Origin of the sequence: Streptomyces sp. BoleA5 (genome assembly GCF_000373665.1) — a bacterium.
Classification (GTDB): domain Bacteria; phylum Actinomycetota; class Actinomycetes; order Streptomycetales; family Streptomycetaceae; genus Actinacidiphila.
The window spans coordinates 1-19,589 of sequence record NZ_KB892139.1 but is presented as its reverse complement, the minus strand read 5'-3'; the positions used below and the strand labels follow the sequence as shown (position 1 = coordinate 19,589).

Annotated in this window: 14 protein-coding genes and 1 pseudogene; 2 read left to right on the top strand and 13 right to left on the bottom strand. The window is 66.9% G+C overall.

What is annotated here, in order from left to right; genetic code table 11:
* A pseudogene (locus tag B085_RS0135465) lies at positions 1–270 on the top strand (ISAs1 family transposase); the annotation flags it as partial.
* A 356-nt stretch (positions 271–626) separates the two neighbouring features.
* Here B085_RS0135465 and B085_RS52050 read toward each other — a convergent pair.
* The 13 genes from B085_RS52050 to B085_RS52045 form a co-directional block, all read right to left on the bottom strand.
* The gene (locus B085_RS52050; protein WP_420706639.1) at positions 627–809 is read right to left on the bottom strand and encodes a DUF6011 domain-containing protein; all 183 of its coding nucleotides are present in this window, start codon (positions 807–809) and stop codon (positions 627–629) included.
* A 190-nt stretch (positions 810–999) separates the two neighbouring features.
* Entirely contained in the window at positions 1,000–1,260 is a 261-nt protein-coding gene (locus B085_RS47785; RefSeq protein ID WP_086020779.1) for a YrhB domain-containing protein, read from the bottom strand.
* Positions 1,260–7,790, bottom strand: a complete 6,531-nt coding sequence (locus B085_RS44855; protein WP_106435108.1) for an RHS repeat-associated core domain-containing protein — start codon at positions 7,788–7,790, stop codon at positions 1,260–1,262. The genes B085_RS47785 and B085_RS44855 overlap by 1 nt, the downstream gene beginning before the upstream one ends.
* A gap of 155 nt (positions 7,791–7,945) precedes the next feature.
* Complete coding sequence (locus B085_RS0135455; protein ID WP_018563344.1) at positions 7,946–11,647, bottom strand: LamG domain-containing protein; 3,702 nt, start codon at positions 11,645–11,647, stop codon at positions 7,946–7,948.
* 668 nt (positions 11,648–12,315) lie between these two features.
* Positions 12,316–12,552, bottom strand: coding sequence for a hypothetical protein (locus B085_RS0135445; RefSeq protein WP_018563342.1), 237 nt, complete (start codon positions 12,550–12,552; stop codon positions 12,316–12,318).
* An 80-nt stretch (positions 12,553–12,632) separates the two neighbouring features.
* Positions 12,633–13,418: a GIY-YIG nuclease family protein gene (locus B085_RS0135440; protein ID WP_018563341.1), complete on the bottom strand. Its 786-nt coding sequence runs from the start codon at positions 13,416–13,418 to the stop codon at positions 12,633–12,635.
* Between the two features lie 88 nt (positions 13,419–13,506).
* Complete coding sequence (locus B085_RS49795; protein WP_161275783.1) at positions 13,507–14,517, bottom strand: hypothetical protein; 1,011 nt, start codon at positions 14,515–14,517, stop codon at positions 13,507–13,509.
* Entirely contained in the window at positions 14,514–14,918 is a 405-nt protein-coding gene (locus tag B085_RS0135430) for a hypothetical protein (RefSeq protein WP_018563339.1), read from the bottom strand. Before B085_RS0135430 ends, B085_RS49795 begins: the two co-directional genes overlap by 4 nt.
* A gap of 25 nt (positions 14,919–14,943) precedes the next feature.
* Positions 14,944–15,747 (bottom strand): hypothetical protein, encoded by an 804-nt coding sequence (locus B085_RS0135425; protein WP_026251780.1) that lies wholly within the window; start codon positions 15,745–15,747, stop codon positions 14,944–14,946.
* On the bottom strand, positions 15,744–16,415 hold the full coding sequence (locus B085_RS0135420; protein ID WP_018563338.1) for a nuclease-related domain-containing protein: 672 nt from the start codon (positions 16,413–16,415) through the stop codon (positions 15,744–15,746). The genes B085_RS0135425 and B085_RS0135420 overlap by 4 nt, the downstream gene beginning before the upstream one ends.
* Positions 16,415–17,479 (bottom strand): hypothetical protein, encoded by a 1,065-nt coding sequence (locus tag B085_RS46090; RefSeq protein ID WP_018563337.1) that lies wholly within the window; start codon positions 17,477–17,479, stop codon positions 16,415–16,417. Before B085_RS46090 ends, B085_RS0135420 begins: the two co-directional genes overlap by 1 nt.
* Positions 17,480–17,565: 86 nt before the next feature.
* Positions 17,566–17,736 (bottom strand): hypothetical protein, encoded by a 171-nt coding sequence (locus tag B085_RS49790; protein ID WP_158689888.1) that lies wholly within the window; start codon positions 17,734–17,736, stop codon positions 17,566–17,568.
* Positions 17,737–17,742: 6 nt separating this feature from the next.
* Positions 17,743–18,306 (bottom strand): HNH endonuclease signature motif containing protein, encoded by a 564-nt coding sequence (locus B085_RS52045; protein WP_078620215.1) that lies wholly within the window; start codon positions 18,304–18,306, stop codon positions 17,743–17,745.
* Positions 18,307–18,634: 328 nt separating this feature from the next.
* Between B085_RS52045 and B085_RS0135410 the strand changes: the two genes are divergently transcribed.
* Positions 18,635–18,949 carry a hypothetical protein gene (locus B085_RS0135410; RefSeq protein ID WP_158689887.1) on the top strand — a complete coding sequence of 105 codons (315 nt, stop codon included), beginning with the start codon at positions 18,635–18,637 and terminating at the stop codon, positions 18,947–18,949.
* Positions 18,950–19,589 lie beyond the last annotated feature (640 nt).

Genomic DNA, 19,589 nt, shown 5'->3' with positions numbered 1-19,589 from the left:
GCCGACCTGGCCGCTGCGATTCGCGGGCACTGGGGAATCGAGAACTCCTCGCACCACATCAGGGACGTCACCTTCGCCGAGGACGCCTCCACCGTCCACACCGGGACCGCACCGCGTGCCATGGCGACCTTTCGCAACCTCGCCATCGGCGTGCTGAAAATCCTCGGAGCCGACAACATCGCCAAGACCACCCGCGCAATTCGCAACGAACCCGAGCGAGCACTCCGCATCCTGGGCATCACCAACGATCCAGACACCTACGGAACTTGATCAAGCCCTGGAGGATCCCGGCCCACTCATCGTCGATCTTCACGTACAGTGCGGTCACGAGGGTGTTCAGTTCTGTCGTCACAAACGGATCTTGAACACCCTCTCTTCACGCCCGCAGCCATTCGGACAAACTCGTCTAGGCCTGGTCGGAGGGCCCTCTACGCGCAACCCCACCCTGCAACCGGAGAGGAGTTGCCATGCGATCCCAGGGTAGGCCGGGAAACCATCGCTTCCACAGGCGTGTCCAGGCAGTTCGTGAGGCTGCACGCGGCTGGATGAGGCGTCACCGTGAGGCAGTGACAGCGGAGTTCATTCGTGGCGCCTCGTACGGCGCCGGGACTACGGCCACAGGTGTCTCATAGGGCTCTGGTGGCAGTCGCGGCATTGATCACGTCGCCTTGACGGTGGTCCCGCACCCCTTCGGGGGTGCGGGAGTAGCCGCCACCGATGGCGCGCCAACACTCAGGTCCGTACCCGCGTTGGCGCGAGGCCTCGCTCTTGAGAATGCGGCCGCACTTCCGCCGTGCCGCGCGCGGCACGGCGTCGGCGCGTTCACGCGGTCGCCTGCAACCAGGAGACCCGGCTGCGAAGGAACTCAGCCGGGCACTCCTGTGTACACAGGGGAGCCGTTACGACCATGAGATCGCGTGCCCATGCCGGCCCCACGTAAGGCATCGGTCACTGGCGTCCGGAAGCCGCAGCCCCAGACCCCAGTAAGCCCTGGACGCCCTATTCATTCCACAGCGGCCGATCTCCAAGTTCACCAAAACGGACAGAACCGCTGTCCAGCTCGACCAGAATTGGCCAGCAATCCAGCAACATATCTCGAACGTTTCGCGTTGTCAGATACTGGGCCGAATTGTAAGGAACGATGAGAATTCCCCCCTTTTCCTCCACCAGGCCGTAATCGATCTTCAGCTCCGGCTCGCCCGAATTTCGACTCGCCTCAAGGAATTTTTCGGCTGCACGAAGAGCCTCTTCTTGATTCACTAATCCGTCCTCAGAAATTGGTAGCTATCCCAGGTCGCAGCATGCTGCGCACCTTGCGGGATCTGTGCGTCAAGGAAGACCACCCTACCATCCTGGTTTACGACGTTAAACACATGGCCGCCGCGCTTGTCGGCGCCGAAGACGATACCCCGCGCCCCAGGTCCCGCCTGCCTAACGGTACGGATCACCCAATAGAAACTCATATCCCTGAACTTTCGACCTGGATAGTTGGCTTCTATTGTGTCCAATCCCCCGCGCTCCATCCACCCACGAATTCCCCTCGGAGATGGCACACCTTTACCAGAGAGAAGGCGGTCTAGAGCAAGTGAGCAGCCTCGACAGTTCGCCATCCCCTTCTGCGGATTGATAAGTTTCGACAGCAGTCCAGTTTCCGGGGTTTCGTACTTCTCCCCCAGCCGTGATTTTACGGTAGTGCCTGTCAGGGCTGCGCCTAGAGCTTCGGCCTCTACAGCGTTTAGACCTCCGGCAGCAATTCCCCTCCCACATTTACACCCCCCCAGGAGAGGCCCCTCGGGCACTGCCGGCACAACGAGCTCGTTAATCTCAACGGCTTCACACGGGTACCCGGGATTGCATATGTTGCCCTCTAGCATCCACCGAATGAACCCACCTACACCCCCAGGCTGGGGTCCGTAAAGTCCGCACCGATCGCCACAAGAATCGGGCAGTGGGTCCCCGAGAGTTGTGTGACTGTAAGGGTGATCGACCGCAACAGGCACGCTATCGAGGCCGCCGTTAGTTCCCGGCTTAGCGTCTTTGTCCGTGCTGACATTGCTGTTAGTGCCGTCGTTCTGAGGAATGCACGCGCCAGTACCAGCGCCACAGCCATAGTCCAGGCCGGTGGGGTCGGAGTAAGTTGCTGGGCTGTTATTTGCGTAGGCATAGCCATTCAGGGATTGAGCGGCAGCGGTGTCGAGGACTGGGTCGACGCTGAGGAAGCGGCCGACGGCAGGGTCGTATTCACGGGCGCCGATATGGGTTAGACCGGTGGTGGTGTCGGCGGGGGCGCCGAGGAATGCCTTGTCGTCTGGCCAGGTGGTGGCGCTCGTGCCGCGGGAGGCGCCGAATGGCGTGCTGTAGCGCTTGGTGATGGCCAGTGTGGTGGCGTCGAGCGCGAGGCTCATGGTGCTGTGGTGGTCGCCGGCCAGAAAGGTGACGGTGTTGCTGGAGGGGGTTGCGGTGCGCACCGCGATGGTTTGGCCGGCGGCGGTGTAGTAGCGGTTGCCGGTCAGGGTCTTGGTCGTGCCGCCGCTGGTGGTCTTGAGGTGGACTTCGGTGGCGCCGAGGTAGAGGACGGTTTCGCCGTCGATGGTGGTGGGGCGGCGGATGAGGAGGGTGCCGTTGGCGTCGTAGAGGTAGCTGGTGCCGGTGGCGGGCTTGCTTCCTACAGCGGGTTCGCTGCTGGTGGCGAGCTTGCTCTCGGCGTTCCAGGTCAGGGTTTGGGCGGCCTGGGTGCCGGGGCGTCCGGTGGTGTTGCCGGTCTTGTCGTAGGCGTAGGTGCCGGTGGTGGTGCTTCCGACGGTGGTGGTCGACAGGGCGTGGGGTTGGCCGTTGGGGGTGCCGTAGGCGTATGTCGTGGTGGTGTTGCTTGTGGCGGTGTGCACGGTGCTGGTGTCGCGCAGGCCGCTGTCTTTGTAGGTGTAGCTGTTCCAGTAGGGGGCGGCGCCGCCGAGGTTGGTTGTGGTGCGGCCGGAGTCTGCGCAGTCGGCGGTGGTGGGGGTCCAGGCTTCGGTCATGCGGCGGTTGCCGTCGTAGAGGAAGCACTGGTTGTCGCTCTTGCCGGTGCCGCCGAGCGTGGTGGCGTCGAAGATGGAGCGGACGTTGCCGGCGTCGTCCTGCTTGAAGCGCAGTTCTTGCGGCATGTAGCCGTGGATGTCGTCGGTGACGTATGAGCGGGCCAAGCGGCGAGTGCCGGGTTCGTACTCGTTGTTGAGGTAGGCGTACTTGCCTGGGGTGGAGGCGAGTCCGAGGGTGAGCTGCTTGCGGTCGCCTTGGGGTGAGTAGGTGGCGGCCACCAGGTAGCCGGTGGTCCCCTTCAGACCCAGTTGCTGCCCGGTGGCGTTGTAAGTGAGGGTCATGGGTTCGGTGGCTAGTCCGGCCACGGCTGGTTCCCGGTGCTGGCTTATTGTGCCGTCCAGGCGGTAGGCCGTGGTGAACGCAAGAGTGCTGGGTACGCCAGCCTTGACCAGAGGGTCTTCTGCGGGCAGCAGAACCTGGTTGCCGGTGACGTGGTACATCGAGTCGTACGCGGTCACCTTGCTGGTGTAGGCCTGGCCGGTCAGGCCGCCGACGTAGCGGGTGGCGTCGGTGATTTGGCCCTTCTTGACGCTGTCGTAGGTCCAGGCGGCGGCCAGGGTGGCGTCGGTCTTGGAGCCGGTCCACTGCTTGGTCTTGCGGCCGAGTTCGTCGTATTCGTAGATCAGTTTGCGGGAGGCGTCGCCGGCCAGGACGAGTGCGTCGCTGATGGAGATGGCCTGGTCGAGTTCGTTGTAGGCGGTGTCGGTCTCGCCCTTGTCGGGGTCGTTCGCGGTGATTTGTCGGCCGAACAGGTCGTACGTGTAGGACCAGGTGGCGGTGTCTGGTCCGATGGTGGTTTTGGCTTGGCCGCCGGGGGTGTAGGTGAAGTTGGTGGTGGTGAAGTGGGCACCGGCGGCCTGGGGGGCGTCGTATTCACGGCGCTGGGTGGTTTGTCCGAGGGCGTTGGTGACGACTGCTGCGGCTTGGCCGCCCTCGGGGGCGGTGGTGGTGACGGTGTCGCCGGTGTAGGTGCTGGTGGTGGTCCACAGCGGGGTGGTACCGGTCTTTGTGGCGACCTGGGTGGCGCGGCCGGCACCGTCGTAGGTGGTGTCGGTCTGAATCGGTGCCTGACCGGCGTCGATCTGGCCCATCGTGCTGGATGGGGCGGAGGTGTTGTCGTAGATGTCGCCCTGGGTCGTAACGGCCAGACCGCGGGCGTCATAGAGGGTTTGGGCGATCAGCCGTCCACCGACCGGGGTCGGGGTCTGGATCTGGCGGGAGCGCAGGACGGCGTCGAAGAACTCGTAGGTGGTGTTGTAGCCGGTCGCGTCGCCCTTGAGGGTGGCGGTGGACACCCACGAGACGTCGGACGAGGTCACCTTGTAGGTGTAGATGTAGTTGGCTGGCTTGCTGCCTGCGCGGGAGCTGTTGGGCAGCCAGGTGGCGGTGACGCGGCCGAGGCTGTCGTAGGTCGATTCCGTGAGGGAGCTATTGGGGTCAGTGATGGTCAGCGGCGATCCCCACGCCGGGTCGATGGTGGTGTTGGTGGCATAGGTCTTGGCGTCGGAGACCTTCGTGGCGGTGAGCGGGCCGGAGGCTACGGGGTCGTACTCGGTGGTGAGCTTCGTCGCGTCGTTGGTGTCCCTGACCGTTGTGGGTCGGCCCAGGTCGTCGTAGTCGACAGTGCCCATCTTCTGCCAGATGGGTGCGTCAGCAGTGGTGTAGCCCTTGACGCGGCCGGTCCAGCGAGCCTCACCCTGGGTCGGGGTTTGGCTCTCGGTCCAGGTGGTGGTGTCGTAGGCGGTGGCGGTGTCCGAGATGACATCGCCGGGGCGCGTGGAGTCGGCGGGCAGGTCCAATTGGGCGTCGTCGACGCCGCAGGCCTTGCTCACCACGCGGGTGCGCGAGACGGGCGAGTTGATGCCCTTGGTGTCGTTTCGGGCGTACCAGGTACGGGTGCAGGTTTCGTCGCCGGTGAGCGAGTCGTCGCCCTTGTCGTCGACGGTGATCGGCATGCCGTAGTCGTCGTAGCTAGTGACGGTGGTGCGGACCCGGTCGTATGGAGTGACGGCGCTGGTGATGCGGGTGCGGCCGTGCGTGGCGCCGGTGCGCACGTAGTAGGCCTCGGTGTCGGCGTAGGCCTTGTGCTGGGTAGCGGTGCGCTGGGACCAGGGGTCGTTGACGCTGCCGGATACCTCGTTGGCGCCGTCGTAGGTCACGGACTCGCGGGTGAAGCCGGCGTACTGCTCGCTGTCGGTCAGCTCCGCCGCCTTGATGCCGGAGACGGTGACGGATTTCCGCTTGTCCGGGTCCAGTGTCTTACCGTCGCTACCAAGGACACGGTCGCCGTTCATACCGCGCAAATAGACGGTAACCGTCTTGGACTGCGTGCCGCCGGTGGGACCGGTGAGGTGGGTGACCTTTTCGAAGCCGCGCCATATGGACCAGGTGCGTTCCTTCTGCGGGGTCATCGGGTCGTCGTTGTAGTGCCAGGCACCGCCACCGGAGTAGCTGTAGGTGTGGATGACCGATTGCGATCCGCCGGTGGTGTCCAGGGTCTCGACGGAGGACACCGGGTACTTCTGGAACCAGTCGAGCTGGGGGGTTGGGCCGCCGTTGGGAGACCAGTAGACGGGGTAGCAGCGCGATGTGTTCTGGTCGGGCGCGGGGCGGGTCTGTCCGGCCAGGCAGCCCGGGTCCATGTAGGTGACCTGGGTTTCGGCTCCGGTCTCCGAGACGATCTTTTTGATGCGGGGCCTGGTGAGCGGCAGGATGTCGTCGGCGTTGCCGTCGACGCGGTTGGTCATCCAGGTGTGCGTGAAGGTGACCGGGTCCAGGGCGATGTCCGTGCCGCGCTTGCCGGTGTGGCGGATCTGGCTGAGCCACAGAGACTGGTCTGAGGCGTCACCGGTGTCACCCGGGTCGAGGTAGGTCTGGGTGAGGGCCCAGGCGTCGACCGGCGCGTAGGCGGGGGTGGCGAGGGTCTTGTCCCAGAAGTAGGTCGTGATGGCGGTCAGGCGCTTGCGGGTGAAGAAGGTCGGACCGACGTTACCGGTGCATGCGTCGCCGGATGAGCAGATCGCGTCGAATGGGACATCCGGCCAGTGGTCGCGGGTGCTGTCGGTGAGCTCGCTGCAGCTGGTCTCGCAGCGCTCGCTGGGAGTGAAGACAACCTTGTCCGAGGCGGCCGGGACGGCAGAGAACAGCTTGTCGGCGCGCTGGCCGTAGCGGATCTCCTTCAGGTATCCGCCGCGGGTGTACTTGGTGGAGGTGGTTCCGGCCTTGAGGTAGTAGTTGTCATCGGCGGCGTACCAGTAGGTCATGGCGTTGTCGTGTGTGTCTACGACGTAGTCCAGGTTCCAGCGCCAGGCCTGCTGCTTGCTGCGGCCGCTGAAGCTGGTATCGCTGCTGTAGCCGGGTTCGCCCTGGTCATCGCCGTATACGGGGACGGTCCAGACCGATTCGGTGCGGTCGGTGGCGCCTGCCCCGTCGAGCTTGTTCAGGCCGAAGACGTATTTGGTGCCGTTGCCGGTGGTGACGGTCCAGTATTCGCCGTCGTCGTCGCCGTTCTCAGCGCCGGTGGAGTGGGTGACGGTCGAGGCGTCGTCGTTCTTCAGCCGCCATTTACCGCTGGTGTCGTCCTTGACCAGCTCGGTGGCCTTACCGTTCAGCACCAGGGAGGCATTTTCGTACTTCCAGCACAGGTCGTACTTGCCATCCTGGCCATCGTCGTCACAGGAGCCATACTTGCGCTCGATGTAGGACGAAGTGAGGTCAAAGCCCTCACCGATCCAGGTGCCCTGGTTGTTGGTGCTGGCGGTGCGGCCGTCGACGCTGCCGGAGTCGTAGGAGATCGTCAGGTCAGGGGCAGGCCCCGCCGCGGCCGGCGGTACGCGCAGCGGGTAGGACCAGGTGAAGGAGCCGGAACTCCCCCCTGCCTCCCAGGTGGAGGAAGCCGCGAGTGGGGTCGCCTTGTGGTCTCCCGCGCCGGAGGCGCTGGTGGCGGCGAGCGCCAGCAGCATTGTCTGTCCAGTGGTACCCGCGGATGTCCCGGCGGACTTGAAAGTGAGGTCGGCCTGGAGCTGTTCGTGGCGGCGCTCGTTGGTGAAGTGCAGGGGGGTGAGGGTCCGGCAGGCGGCCTTGTCTGGCGTGGTCAGTGCGCACGCGGGCATCTGGGCCACCTGCAGGCGGCCGGCCCAGTCGCCGCCGTAGGCGGAGCCGAAAGCTGAGTAGTCAATGCCCAAGCGTGCAGTGCCGCCGGCGGCGGGGGCGGTGGCAGTCAGCAGCACGCCCTTCAGTCCCACCGCCTGGGACGCCTTTTGATTCAGAACCTTGACGGTCACCGATGCCGCGCGAGCGGCTTGACGTCCCTTGCTCGGCGCGGGGGCGGACAGGGTGACAGGCAGTGCGCCGGGCGTGGCCGCCGCGGTGCCGCTCGTAGGGAGGGTGAGTTGTGCGGCTCCGGCCTTCGGCCAGGCGACCGTACGGGCCTGGTCGGTCTGGGCACGGCGGCGGTCGGCCCTGAGGGCCTTTTCGTCCTTGACTCTCCTGGCTTCAGATTTGGCCTTCGCTTTCGCGGTGAACGGGGAGACCTTGACCGTAGAAGGGGCGCTGAGCTCTGGTCGACCAAGTGGGTTTGGCGTAGCGGCAAATGAGACCGGCGTCAGTAGCCCGGGCAGCATGGCGAACCCCAGCACGACGGCCAGGCGGCCACCCCACTTGCGGCGTGCTCCTGCGACACGTTGTTGCCTCAATGGGCGTTGATCGCTCATGTGTGTCCCACCCCTGTGTGGCCCAGGCAAGGGCCGCTCGTGTCCGGTCTCGCCCCGGCTGAGTCTCCGGCGCGTGGTGAAGTCAGTAGCTGGTTAAGCAGGCGTCGTGATGCAGGGGCACGGCATGATCTGTGCCGTGCCCCGGCAGAACAGCGTCAGGTCCCGTTGGCCTCGTGCGGGGCGATGATCTTCTCGAAGACCTGGTAGGAGTCCATCGCACCGACGAACACCTTGATTTCCTCCAGCGCCCCCGGCAGGTACTTGCCGGTTGCGCCACCGCTCGTACCACGGCCCGCCGTGATGTCCCCCGCACCTTGCTGGGAGGTAGAGAAGCCAGCGTTCGATCCGAGCGGCTGGTCGGTCTCCCCGACATACAGATGGGTCACGCCGTAGCGTTTATCGGTCTGAGTGGCATCGACTTCGTTCGCGTCGAAGACACCCGTGATTTGCACCCAGGTATCCAGTTCGGCGACGTTCCAGTCTTCGACTCGGCTGGCCTTCGTAAGTTTCCCGGTCGCGTCCACCGCTGCGCGGCCGAAGCACCAGTAGATGCCGTCCGCGCGTTTCTCCGCCCACAGCGCCCACGACGACTCCCCTGCCGTGCTGCCGGCACGCTGTGCAGCGACAATGGCTGAATAGCCCGTCGGCTTCGTGGCCCACTTGACACTGTCAAGTTGCGCCCGGGCTGTGATGGTGAACGATGCGTTCTCGTCAAGCACCGGGCCAACGACGGAAGCGAATCCGCTGGTGCCGTCGAGCGTGAGGTTGTTGTTGTCGGCGTCGATGACCGCCCCCGTGGCGGACAGATTCATGTTCGCCCGCGGGTAAGAGCTGGTCTGCTTTACCGAAGTCCCGCTGGACACGGTCGCGTCCCAGGCGGCAACCAACTCGGTTAGAGGAACGCCATCTTCCCTGGCTGCGGCTTCTTCTCGGATCTCGTCCTCGGTCAGGGCGCGCTGCCACACGGCAGTTTCATCCGCGCGTCCTCGGTAGGTCTCGAGCCCGACTCCGTCCTTGACTGAGCGGCCCCACTGCATACCACTGGTTGCCGTCCACGGCTGATAGGTCGACGACAGTCCGGTCAGGTTGACCGGCTGGCCCTGAGGCTGCCCATTGACAAACAGCTGAATGGTGTCGTTCGTGGGATCGGTGTCAGGGATCCCGTCGTCGCCTTCAGTCTTGAAGACGCCAGCCAGATGCGTCCAAACCTTTAGTGGCGGATTCTGCTTCTCCGCCACGGAGCGCAGAAACACCGGCGTGGACTGGTCCCGGTCCGTGCGATTGAACACCCAAGCCTTGTAGGACGACGAGTAATACAGGGTGAACGCATTTGCGTGATCGCCGGGTTCTGCCAGAATCACGTGGTTGGTCGTCGCGTCCGTGAGATAGGCCCACGTGGACACGGTGAACGAATCATGCGTGTTCACTGGAGGGGACGCGGTGGCAGCCCATCCAACGGGAACCGTTGTATCCGAGCTGTCGTTCAGGTAGAGCGAGTAGTCGCCGTCGCCCCGTCGCGCCAACGTCGACCAGCCGACTCCGCCCGTTGGATCCTTGAGCGTGGCATCGTGCCGGGTGCCATCCGTGGCGCTGTCCTTGGCTGTCCCTACGAGCGACCCCGGAGCGGCGTCGTCGAAGTGCCACCGACCAACGGGCCCCTGCGCCGGTGCCACCTTGAACGTGAACTCAGCCGGAGTGCCCCACCGCTGCCGCACATCCTTGGCTTCCACCGAAAGTACCTGCGTGCCCGACAGGGACGGGGTCACCGGCCAATCACGGACATCGTGATTCGCGTCGGCGGTGACCTCCTGCTTGTCCGCGGCCGTGGTGGTCAGTAGCCGGTACCGGTAGCCGATGATGTCGGTGTCCGCAGCGTTGTGCAGGAAGTCAAACTTCCCAGCCACTCCGGGGCCACCGTTCCCCTCGCAGAGGTTGGCCGTGCACTCGGCGTACGGGGCCTTGGGCAGGATCTGCGGTGCCTTGGGCGCGGTCGCGTCGACCTTGAAATAGCACCATGCCGAATAGGCCGAGAACTGGTCCACGGCCTTCTCGTTGAACGTGGTGTGAGATTGCGTGCGGGCCTTGTAGCGGTAGAGCGTGTTGTCCGCCCTGGGTGTGGTCCGCATCGACTGCAAGGTGCCGTCGGTCACCCAGCCGGATGATGGCCTGTAATCACTCCAGGATGCCGCCCACGTGGCGTCTGCCTGCTGGCGCTCTACGACGAATTCGGCCTGCAGACTACCCTTGTCCTCGTCGGAGGCAGGTTGCACCTTCGTCTGGACTCGTGCCCGGACTGTCGGGTCGGTTCGCGTGACGACCAGCGGATCCGCTGCGGAGGTCCTGCAGTAGGCGGTGGTGCCGTCCCCGGGAATCAACCCCACGTCAGTTGGTGTTCCCGGCTGCGCGATGTAGGTGACCGACAGGACAGCGTTGTCGTCGAACCGCTTCCACGCGGACGCATCGCCTTCATCCTTGGCGCGCAGCATCAGCGTGAGGCGGGAGATCTTGCCGTCTGCGAACGACTTCACCGTGGAGGTCAGGTTCTCGTCGGTCTCATCCGGGTTGTCGTTGAACTCGATCCACGAGTTGGGCTGCGCCGGTGAACACGCATCTCCCCGGCCCGCCGAAACTAGGCGGTCACCCATCTGATCCAGTTGCGTCGGTCCCGGCCAGCGCGTGCCCTCGGAGATGTTGTTCGTCCGCTCGAGGTCAACCCAGTGCGCTACGCAGTCAAAGGACCACGTTTCATATGCTCGGAAGGTCGCGTCAAGCACGTACTTTCCGGACAACCGCGCTGGGGAAAATTCGTAGTACATGCGGTTGGTGTAGTTCGAACCGCAGTAGTACGGGCCAACTGCGCTGCAGTTGCCGACTCCGTAGTCACCGTCGAACTGCCAGAAGTGGTCCCCGTCAGAGGACAGAACGGTGCGTTCCGAGGCGTTCAACCCGATCGCGGGATCGATGCGTACCGGGTACACCGTCGCATCGCCGCGCAGCAGGTCCAAGTCCGGACGGACAATCACCGCACCATCAGCCAGTCCCACTGGGAGCACGACCGTGGCATCGCCGTCGCCCGGCTGGGTCTCAGGCTCTTGCTCACCAGAGACCATCTGCAGGGTAGACGCCGCTGTCTTCGCACCGGTACCGAGCGCCGAGGCGGTCGCCGGGCCGGCCGAATCCCACATCAGTGCGGCCGATCCCTTGAAGACGGCGTTGCCGTCATCGTCGACCGCCCGAACGCCGCCACCCGCGCCGGGCGCCAGCTCCACGCCTGTGCCTGAGGCTTTGAACTGGATGTGCTCCAAGGAGGGGTTGGCCGCCGCCTGGGCGGACTTGACTACCAGGACCTCACGGTAGCCCTCGACAGTCGCGGTCAACTGCAGGTCAACCCCAGGGAGGACTTCGGGATAGGTCGCAGTGGAGCCGCCAAGCACCGGGACCGGCAGGTCATCCGGCCACTGCAGCCCCAGGGCCTTGTCGCCCTTAGCGATGCGCAGCATCCCGTTCCCCGCACCGCCTCCGGAGAACGACACGTCCACTGCCGCGGCCTTCGGCGCGATCCGCCCATCCGCACGCTTCACCAGCGTCGCATCCGGCTCGACCCACGCACCTCCGGCGTCCTTCACCCGCTGCGGCACGGTTGCCTGCTCCAGGGTGAACGTCCCGTCAGGGTTTGCAAACGTCTGCGCGTACTCATCGCGCAACCCCAGGACCTCAACGCGCTCCCCGGTCTCGGCTGCGATCGCCGCAGCAGACACCTGATCTTGCGCCTCGGTCACCGCCTGATTGACGGGGGCCGCCTGCACAGCCGCTGGAAACAAACTGGCCAGAAAAACCGATGACGCAGCAACGCCCATCGCCCGCACCGCACCACGTGCCTGCGCTCTTCGACGCCTGAAGACACCACGTCGCGACCAGCCTTGTCGCACAGCCCCCACCCCCCACTCACATGATCTACACAGCGGAGACATCCAACCTCGACCTCCCCGTAACTGATCAACTCCATAACGCGACCAGAACCGGCATGACCTGTACCGGACAACCCTCCAAAGCAATCGCTGCTGCGGCCACTCACAGGCGCTTAGTGGTCAATCACATGCAAGGCGCGTCACCGTTGCACCGCGCTCGATCCAGACGAACGACCAAACCCAAGCCAGCTCCGCTTGGGCCAAGAAGGTGCACACCCCGCGTCCGTAACAGCGCACTGCTTGAGCATGGTTGGGCAACAGGTGCTGGCTCGCGACGAACTCCTGGCGGGCACTGACCTGGCAGGCCTCGGTGCGCAGCGGCTGCTGCGCGCCCCGCGCGAGAGCGTCGCCCACGAAGCCAAGGCACGGGCGTCACCAGCACGTCCCTCGCCCAGCATCTACGTGGGTCAGGGAAAGCGTCCGCCTCATCGCCTGCGAGTACGACGTCCCCCGCCTCCGCACGCCCAGGGAGCCGTCGTCGTCGAGCGGCTGGCGGCCTCCAGATAGCAGGAAGGCCCGCGCACCCCATGTGCGCGGGCCCTTCGTCTTGCGGAAGGTCAGTAGCGGATCACGCACGCCACAACGAGCACGACCGCAAGGACCACAGCGGCGATGCGCTGTTCGCGAGGGAGGTCGAGGAGGCTCATTCGCTGCGACTCGATGACATGCTCGCCGTCCGGGATGTGGCCGCCGTGGAACAGGTCGCGGTGGCTGCTGCGGTGCCCGTTCAGCTCGTGGCGGCTGTGGGCCGCCGGGGACGTCGTGCGGCACTGGTCGCACCGGTAGCGGTACATGGCGGTCCTCCTCGTCCTCGTCTGTCCTACTTATGATGCTCCATCCATTTGACAGTTGGAGCCGGTTGCACAGCCTGGAACTACGTTCGGCTGCTGGCACCAGGGGCCACGAACGCGGCGAGGTCGTCGCGATGGACGCCCGAGCGTCCCGCCCCTTCGCGGGTTCGCATGCTGCGCCGGATCCGGATTCCGTCTGCTTTGAGCCGGAGCCTCAACTCTTCCCGGCTGTGGATGCCCAGGTGCCGCACCTGGGGCAGCAGGGTCGCGAGGTGCACGCCACGGTCACGGCCGACCGCACGCACGAGCGTCCCGATCAAACTGTCGGGGTCGGCGGAGGCAGCCAGCTCGGCTGCCAGGTCCACCGGCTCCCGGTCCTCGTGCCTGCGCTTCTTGTCCATGTACGACCGGACGGCAGCCGTACACCGAAACCATTCGGAGTCCTCAACCCGAAACGGATCGAAGTAGATGTGCAACGCCCGCTCCAGGTCCCGGTCCCCCCACAAGACCAGGGCCACGGCACTCGGGCGCAGCGACAGGGAGCTGATGCGCTTGCCGAGGTTCGTGGAGTATCCGATCTTCACCCGGCTCCCGTGCTCGATGAAGTACACCTGCGGTTCATGGGTGCTGTGCAGCAGCAGAGGCGCCCGCTTCGCAGTCCTCAGCAGGTGAGCTGAGCGCGGGTCCACTGCGTTCGTCGGCGTCACGTCGGCCGTCTCGACGGCCAGGCTCAGCATGTCCGGGATGATGGCCATCGCGACCTGCATCCGGTGCGGGGTGCAGAGCGGGACTGGCGTCTGGCAGGTCGCGGCCTCGAAGCACGAAGCGCCGTTCTCGGCGGCGATGCAACGGACGCTATTCTCGTTCACGTCGACTCCTACAAGTCGGCTTCGCCCTGGCGGATGTTCCTAGTCATCCTCCAGGGCACTTTCATTTCGACCTTGACCCTACGTCAGGTCAATTACGCCGATCAATTCGTTCCGGATTGTGGACAATTACGCAGGACTCGCCGTAGCGCTCCACTCGCAATCCTCGGGCGGCGTTGTTGGCGTTGGCTGTTGGCTGCTCATCTGCGACAACATCACCACCAAGGGGCACCCCTCCGAGAGAGGCGAGGACGGGGAAGTCTCTCCGGTGAATTCCGGGCCCATTTCCGGCCACCGCACGAACCCCCGGGCGTGAGGGAATTCCAACCTCTTTCAGGAGCGCTTTCACGGCCTTGGTGGAGGGTAGTTCGAGATGGTCACGGAGGGTCGTGAACAGGACCCCGCTCCCGCTTCCCACAAGGGCGTGCAGCGCCTTCGTAATGTCCTCTGGCGTGGGCCCGGGCACGGCCTCTTCGGGAGCCTCCTCTTCCTCCTCCTCGTCGACGTCGTCGGCGGGGGTCTCCTCGTCGGCCACTTCGGGGTCCGGCCGCTTCGGCTTCCCCTTGCCCTTCGCCTTGCCTTTGCCCTTGCCTCGCCGGCGGCGGCGCTCGGCTTCGGCTGCGTCCCACCGGTCGGCGAGTGCCGCGCCGAGGATCCAGGCGACGGCGAGGCCGAGCAGGGCGCGGAGCGGCCACAGGGCGACCGCGCGGCACAGGCAGTAGCCGACCGCGGCCGCTCCCCCGAGCCGGTAGACGAGGGAGCCGCCGCTCTTGCCGCGCGTGCCGGTGAGCCAGCTGACGAGGAGTTGCAGCAGAACGCCGCTTCCGTTGGGGAAGCGGCGCAGGAGGTTGGCGAGGCCGCGGCCCGCCGCGCGGGCGGGGCGGCGGCTGACGTCTATGCCGAGCTGGGCCATTTCGCCGGCGGCGCCGCGCGGGTCGAGGTAGGGGCGGAGGTCGGGCATGGTGAACGCCCGCCCAGGCAGGCTCTCCTCCCCCGCGTCCTCGTCGTCGGCCAGGTCGTGCTCTTGGTCCTCGTCGTCGACCAGCTCCTCCCCCGGCGGCTCGTCGTCGCCGGGGTTGGGCACGGCGTGGAGGGCGCTCATGCCGCGCTCTGGGCGATGTCGTGAATGCGGTCGGCGAGGATGCCCCACGCTCCCCCGGCCCCGGCGGCGACGTACCAGAACGCGATGCCCAGGACGCTGATGCCGCGCAGCGTCAGCTTCTTCCACAGGATGACGATGACCATGGTGAGGGCGAGGGCGGGCATCGTCAGGCCGGGCATGATGCCCTTCGTCAGGCCGATGCCGTCGCCGACGAGGTCGGAGACGAACGAGAACGGCGGCCCGGCTGCCTTGAAGGCGCTGCCCGCGACCATGCTCAGGATGAGGCACGCGCCCCAGGGGAGCGGCTTGAGCCGGCCGCCGGGCTGGGTGCCGAGGAGGAGCAGCGCGGACAGGGCGAGGGCGACGCCGACGGTGCCGAGAGATCCGAGGAAGCTGTTCACGGGAGTTCCGTTCAGGTCGGGGCGGTCAGGTGGGGTCGCCGTAGAGCAGGACGCCGACGACGAGGGATACGGCGGGCACGCGCAGGAGGAGGGCGAGGCCGGGCCACCAGCCGCGGGTGCGCCAGTCCAGCCAGGCGATCCCGGCGGTGACGGCGTACCAGAACAGGCAGTTCAGGTCGGCCCATGAGCTGCTGGTGGCGACCAGGTAGGCGGTCTCTGCGGTGAAGAACTGGGGCAGGCCGAAGGCGAAGCCGAGGCCGAGCGCGGCGCCGTTGTAGATGGCCCACCGCTGGTGGCCGGGCATCGTACGGACGGAAGCGACCAGCGACTTGCGACGCTTGGGGACGCCGGGGGCGGCGAACGGCGGGCGGCGCTGCTGTCGCGGCCGCCGCTTTTCCTCCTCGTCCCCGTCCTCGCCTTCGTCTTCGTCGTCGCTCTTGTCTCCGGCCTTCGTCTTCGAGACGGGCCGGGTCTTCGGGCGGCGGGCGGTCCGCTTCGGTTTCGGCTCCTCCTCGCCGTCCTCCTCCGCGTCCTCGGTGTCCGGGTCCCTGTCCGGACGCCGTGTCCGTGGGCGACGGACGGGCCGCGTGCGCTGCGGCTCCTCCTCGGGCTGGTCGTCCGGGTCGCCCTCGTCCGTCTCCTCCGTGGGCTTGGCCTTGCCGACGATCAGTAGCGGCGGCGTGTTCGGCCACCGGCGGGGGCGCGGTGTCCGCTCCCCCGCCGGGCGGGTCTCCTCGTCGGCCTCGCCGGTGGGGGTGTAGCCGACGCCGAAGTGACGGAGGATCATGCCGATGCGCCGCTCGTCGGCGCCGGGCTCGGTGGTGGTCATCGCGTCACTCCGGTTCGGGGCGGGAGCTTCTGCAGGGCAAGCTCGGTGAGGTGGCGTCGGGTGCTGGCGCCGTGGGCGCGGCCGAGGCTCTGCAGGACGTCGCAGGCGCGGTCGGCGGACACGATCCGGACACCCCGGAAGGACATCCGCTTGTCCGCGACCGGGGCGCCGTCAACGACGACCAGCGGCACGACGGGGACGCCGAGGGCGCGGGCGACCGCGGCGGCCTCGTGGGCGAGGGCGTCGAGGCGGCCGGTGACGACCTTGCCGCCGTGCATCAGCTGGTCGCCGTCGACGTAGACGGGGTGGCGGGCGCCCCACCGCTTGGTGTCGACGATGACCACCGTGCCCGTAGGGCTGATGGCGAGGTGGTCGACGTTGGCGCGTCCCGTGGGCAGCGCCCGGTCGTGGAGGATCGTCCAGCCGTGGAGGCGGAGCCGGTTGAGCCTGCGCGCGGTCCGCCGCTCCCCCTCGGCGCCCCAGTCGTAGCGGCGGGCCAGGTGCTCGGCGCGGGTGTGGATGCCGAGGAGCGTGGCGAGCCGTACGGCTGGGGTGCGGAGCTGGCGGGCGCGGGCGGCGGCCGACGCCCCAGCACCGCCGCGGTGCTGGAGGCGCCGGTACGCCCACACGGCCAGGCCGGCGAGGACGAGGCAGGTGACGACGCTCATCAGGCGCCCCGCCTCTTCTTCGGCGGCGGGTTCTCCAGGCGGTGACGTGTCCGGATCACGGTGCCGGGAAGCTTGCTGTCGTCGCGGGTCGGGTGGGCCGCCCGGACGCGCTCGATCAGGTCCTCGTCGCTGATGTCCTTGTCCTTGGCCAGCTCGGCCCGGATGGTCGCCGCGATGGACCCGCCGACCGGTGCGACCGGCGGCACCGGCGCGGACGGCTCCTCGGCCGTGTCCGGGGCGGTGTCCTCGCCGTGTCCGGACACTGTCCGCGCAGGCTCCGGCGCCGTAGGCGCGGGCTGTCCGCCCGGGCTCGGGTCCGGGCGTCCGGACGTGTCCTCAACGTGTCCGGACACCTCGACGGCCGGGATCGGCTGCGCGGGCACGCTGAGGATCTCTGCAGCCGTCGACGCCTGAGGCCCGTACACCGCCTCCGCATACGCGCGGTGCTTGTCCAGGCGGCGGAGCTGCCCGGCCACGGCGAACGTCGCAGCGATCTTCTCCCGCTGGCGGCTCATCCAGAACCGCGTACCTTCGCTGAGCGGCACTGCATACGTGCGTAGGACCATCCACCACAGGCCCTTCGACAGCAGCGGCACCGCGGCCGCCACGCCACCGGCCGCCCACTGCTCCATGACGCCGCCGAACGCAACGATCGAGCCCATCGAGATGCCCAACGCCACCCAGCCGGCGTTGCGGACCACGCGGGCCCGCTTCGTGTCCCACCGCTCAACGTGCTCCATGCCGATGCTGGCGAGCCAGGCCAAGTCAAAGACCAAGGCCACGGTGTAGGCCACGGCGCTATGCACAACCCTGTGCAGGAGGCCACCGACGGCGGCCGTTGTGCCCGCGATGGCCAGCACCGTCACACCGACCGCGACCCCGGTCACGCCGCGCACGATGATGTCGTCCCAGTCGCGCGGCGGCACCGGCTCCCAGGCGTCGTACGGCACCTTGCGGGTCTCGGGCACGCCATTGATCACCGTCGTTTCCTCGCGGTACCGCGTGACGGTGCGGTACCTGACGCCAGGAATGCGCGGCTGCTGCTGGTCGGGGGTCTCGGTCACGGATCTCGCCTCTCAACTCGGCGGGGAACGTCACAGGGGCCGGACCCGCACGGGAGTCGGGCCCGGCCCAGCCGGACGGGGGTTGGTCAGTCTCGGCGGCGTCGCCACCGGCCGAACCGCTCGTGAGCGCGGTCGCCGTCCTCCCAGGCCTGGCCTTCCGCCGCGGCCCGGTCGGCGCCGCCGTTGCGGTGGCCCTCGCGGTTCTTCTTCGAGCTCTTGCTGGGCTTCTCGCCCGGATCAGGAAGACGCCAAGTCACGACTGGTCACCGCCTGCGGCGGTCGCGTCGAATCCGCCCCTCGCGCCCGCCTTTGCCGATGCGCGTGTTGTCCTCGGTGAAGAGGTGTCCACTCGCGCAGCGGTCTCGGCGGGCGTTAACGCCAGGCATCGTGTTCGACGACCGCAGGGTGTTTTCCCTGGCGGTGGCTGCCTCCAGGTGGTGAGGATTCATGCATCGCCGGTGCAGGCAGTGCTTGCCGCCAGGACACAAGGTGTCGCGATTGTGGCAGGTGTGGTCAACCTGCATACGCTCCGGCACTGGACCGACAGCAAATTCGTAGGCCACGCAGTGCGGAGTGGTGTGGACCCCGTTGAACCTGATCTTTCCGTAGCCCCACTTAGTCAGGCTTCCGGCCCAGATGATGCAACTCTGCGGGCCTGCAACGGCGCGCCCCCACAGGCGCTCCTCGATGGGCAGGTTCCCAGGCCGAGGCGAGAACGCCCCGGCAGCCTGCAACTTGCGGAGGTGCTTCCTGTAGCAAGGCTTGCACCTGCCCCTGGCTACCGCTGGCGCGGTCGCACAGTCTGTGCACTGCGACGTCGCGGTCATCGGGCGACCGCCTTCAAGGGCACCAGCGAGTCGCCTGAGCGCCGGGGCCCAGGGATTCGGGGTACCACTGGACCGGACTTCCAGTCGCCGTCTTCGGCCCCGCAGTAGAGGCCAGGCGAAGTCAGATCAGTAAGGTGCACTGTGTCAGCTCCTGTGTCAGCAGGTGTCTGGCTGGCCCCGGCCGGGCTCTCACACACCGACCGGGGCCGAACTGCATCAGGAGGCGGTTCCGACAACCTCCTGTGCGGGGTACCCTACACAAAATATCCCGTGGGGGGTACCCCGCACAGGCGCGTCGCGGAGCCGTTACGGTTCCGAAGGGGTGATCGTGGGCGAGGAAGACCCTCAGCTAGATGAGGAGGTGCGGCGGGTGCTGGACGCCATCGACGCCCTTGGCGCGGCCGACGAGCCACCTGCGGTACGGGCGAAACGCCTGACCCAGCTACTCGACGCGTGGCCGAAGGCTCACAGCCAGGCCCGGGCGATGAGGCAGGCGGCCCTGCAGGAGATGCAGAGCGATGGCATGACGTTGCGGGCCATCTCCGCCGAGACCGGCATCAGCTTCGGGCGCGTGCGGGAGATCATCCAGGGCGTCACGAAAAGGCCGAAGAAGAAGGCGTCCGACGCCCCCGCCGCCGAGTAGGGCGGCCGGGCGGCAGTGGCCCTTGCCGCCCGGCCCCGGGGTTGCCCTCAACCGTGGCCGGATCGTACAGGATTGCGGCTTATTGGCGCAGGTCCGGGCGGGCCGGTGGCTGGCGGACTCGCCCTTCCGCGCGGGGGCGGTACAGCCCTCTAGAACCAATCCAAAATCCTGCCCACGTCCATCAGGGCGCGGTTCCTTCGGCGGTGCGCCTTGCTGCAGAAGGCGCGTCGGCGCCAGCGGCCGGGTGGTTGCTGGATCGGCGTGCCGCACCATTCGCAAGGCCTGGCTGGCTGCCCGACGTAGGAGTACCTATCCATTCCACGACCTTAGTGACAACGCTCCCACGCCCAGGGCTGTTGCAAGTTCCGGGGTAGTGCGGCTGGTCGGGTAGTGACCGGTTGGGGTGCATAGCAGGACAGGCACGGGCTTCGTGATCATTGTGGTGTCTAAGCCCGATGATCACGAGGTGGCCCGTGCCTGCCGCTGTATCTTCTCCCATCCCTGCCGTGCTGGTGAAGCTGGGGCCACTGGATGCCGGTCGGATCGCCGACCTGCGTCCCTACTTCGACTCGGTGCCCGACCCGCGCTCCCGGCGGGGCCGGTGGTACTCGCTGACCGCGATCCTGCTGGTGTGTGCCTG

What these genes read in the sequence shown, in the direction of transcription:
- B085_RS0135420 (WP_018563338.1), bottom strand. Translation starts at nt 16,415, where the DNA reads ATGAGCGTCGTCACCTGCCTCGTCCTCGCCGGCCTGGCCGTGTGGGCG.
- B085_RS49795 (WP_161275783.1), bottom strand. Translation starts at nt 14,517, where the DNA reads ATGAGCGCCCTCCACGCCGTGCCCAACCCCGGCGACGACGAGCCGCCG.
- B085_RS52045 (WP_078620215.1), bottom strand. Translation starts at nt 18,306, where the DNA reads ATGACCGCGACGTCGCAGTGCACAGACTGTGCGACCGCGCCAGCGGTA.
- B085_RS0135455 (WP_018563344.1), bottom strand. Translation starts at nt 11,647, where the DNA reads ATGGGCGTTGCTGCGTCATCGGTTTTTCTGGCCAGTTTGTTTCCAGCG.
- B085_RS0135425 (WP_026251780.1), bottom strand. Translation starts at nt 15,747, where the DNA reads ATGACCACCACCGAGCCCGGCGCCGACGAGCGGCGCATCGGCATGATC.
- B085_RS44855 (WP_106435108.1), bottom strand. Translation starts at nt 7,790, where the DNA reads ATGAGCGATCAACGCCCATTGAGGCAACAACGTGTCGCAGGAGCACGC.
- B085_RS0135445 (WP_018563342.1), bottom strand. Translation starts at nt 12,552, where the DNA reads ATGTACCGCTACCGGTGCGACCAGTGCCGCACGACGTCCCCGGCGGCC.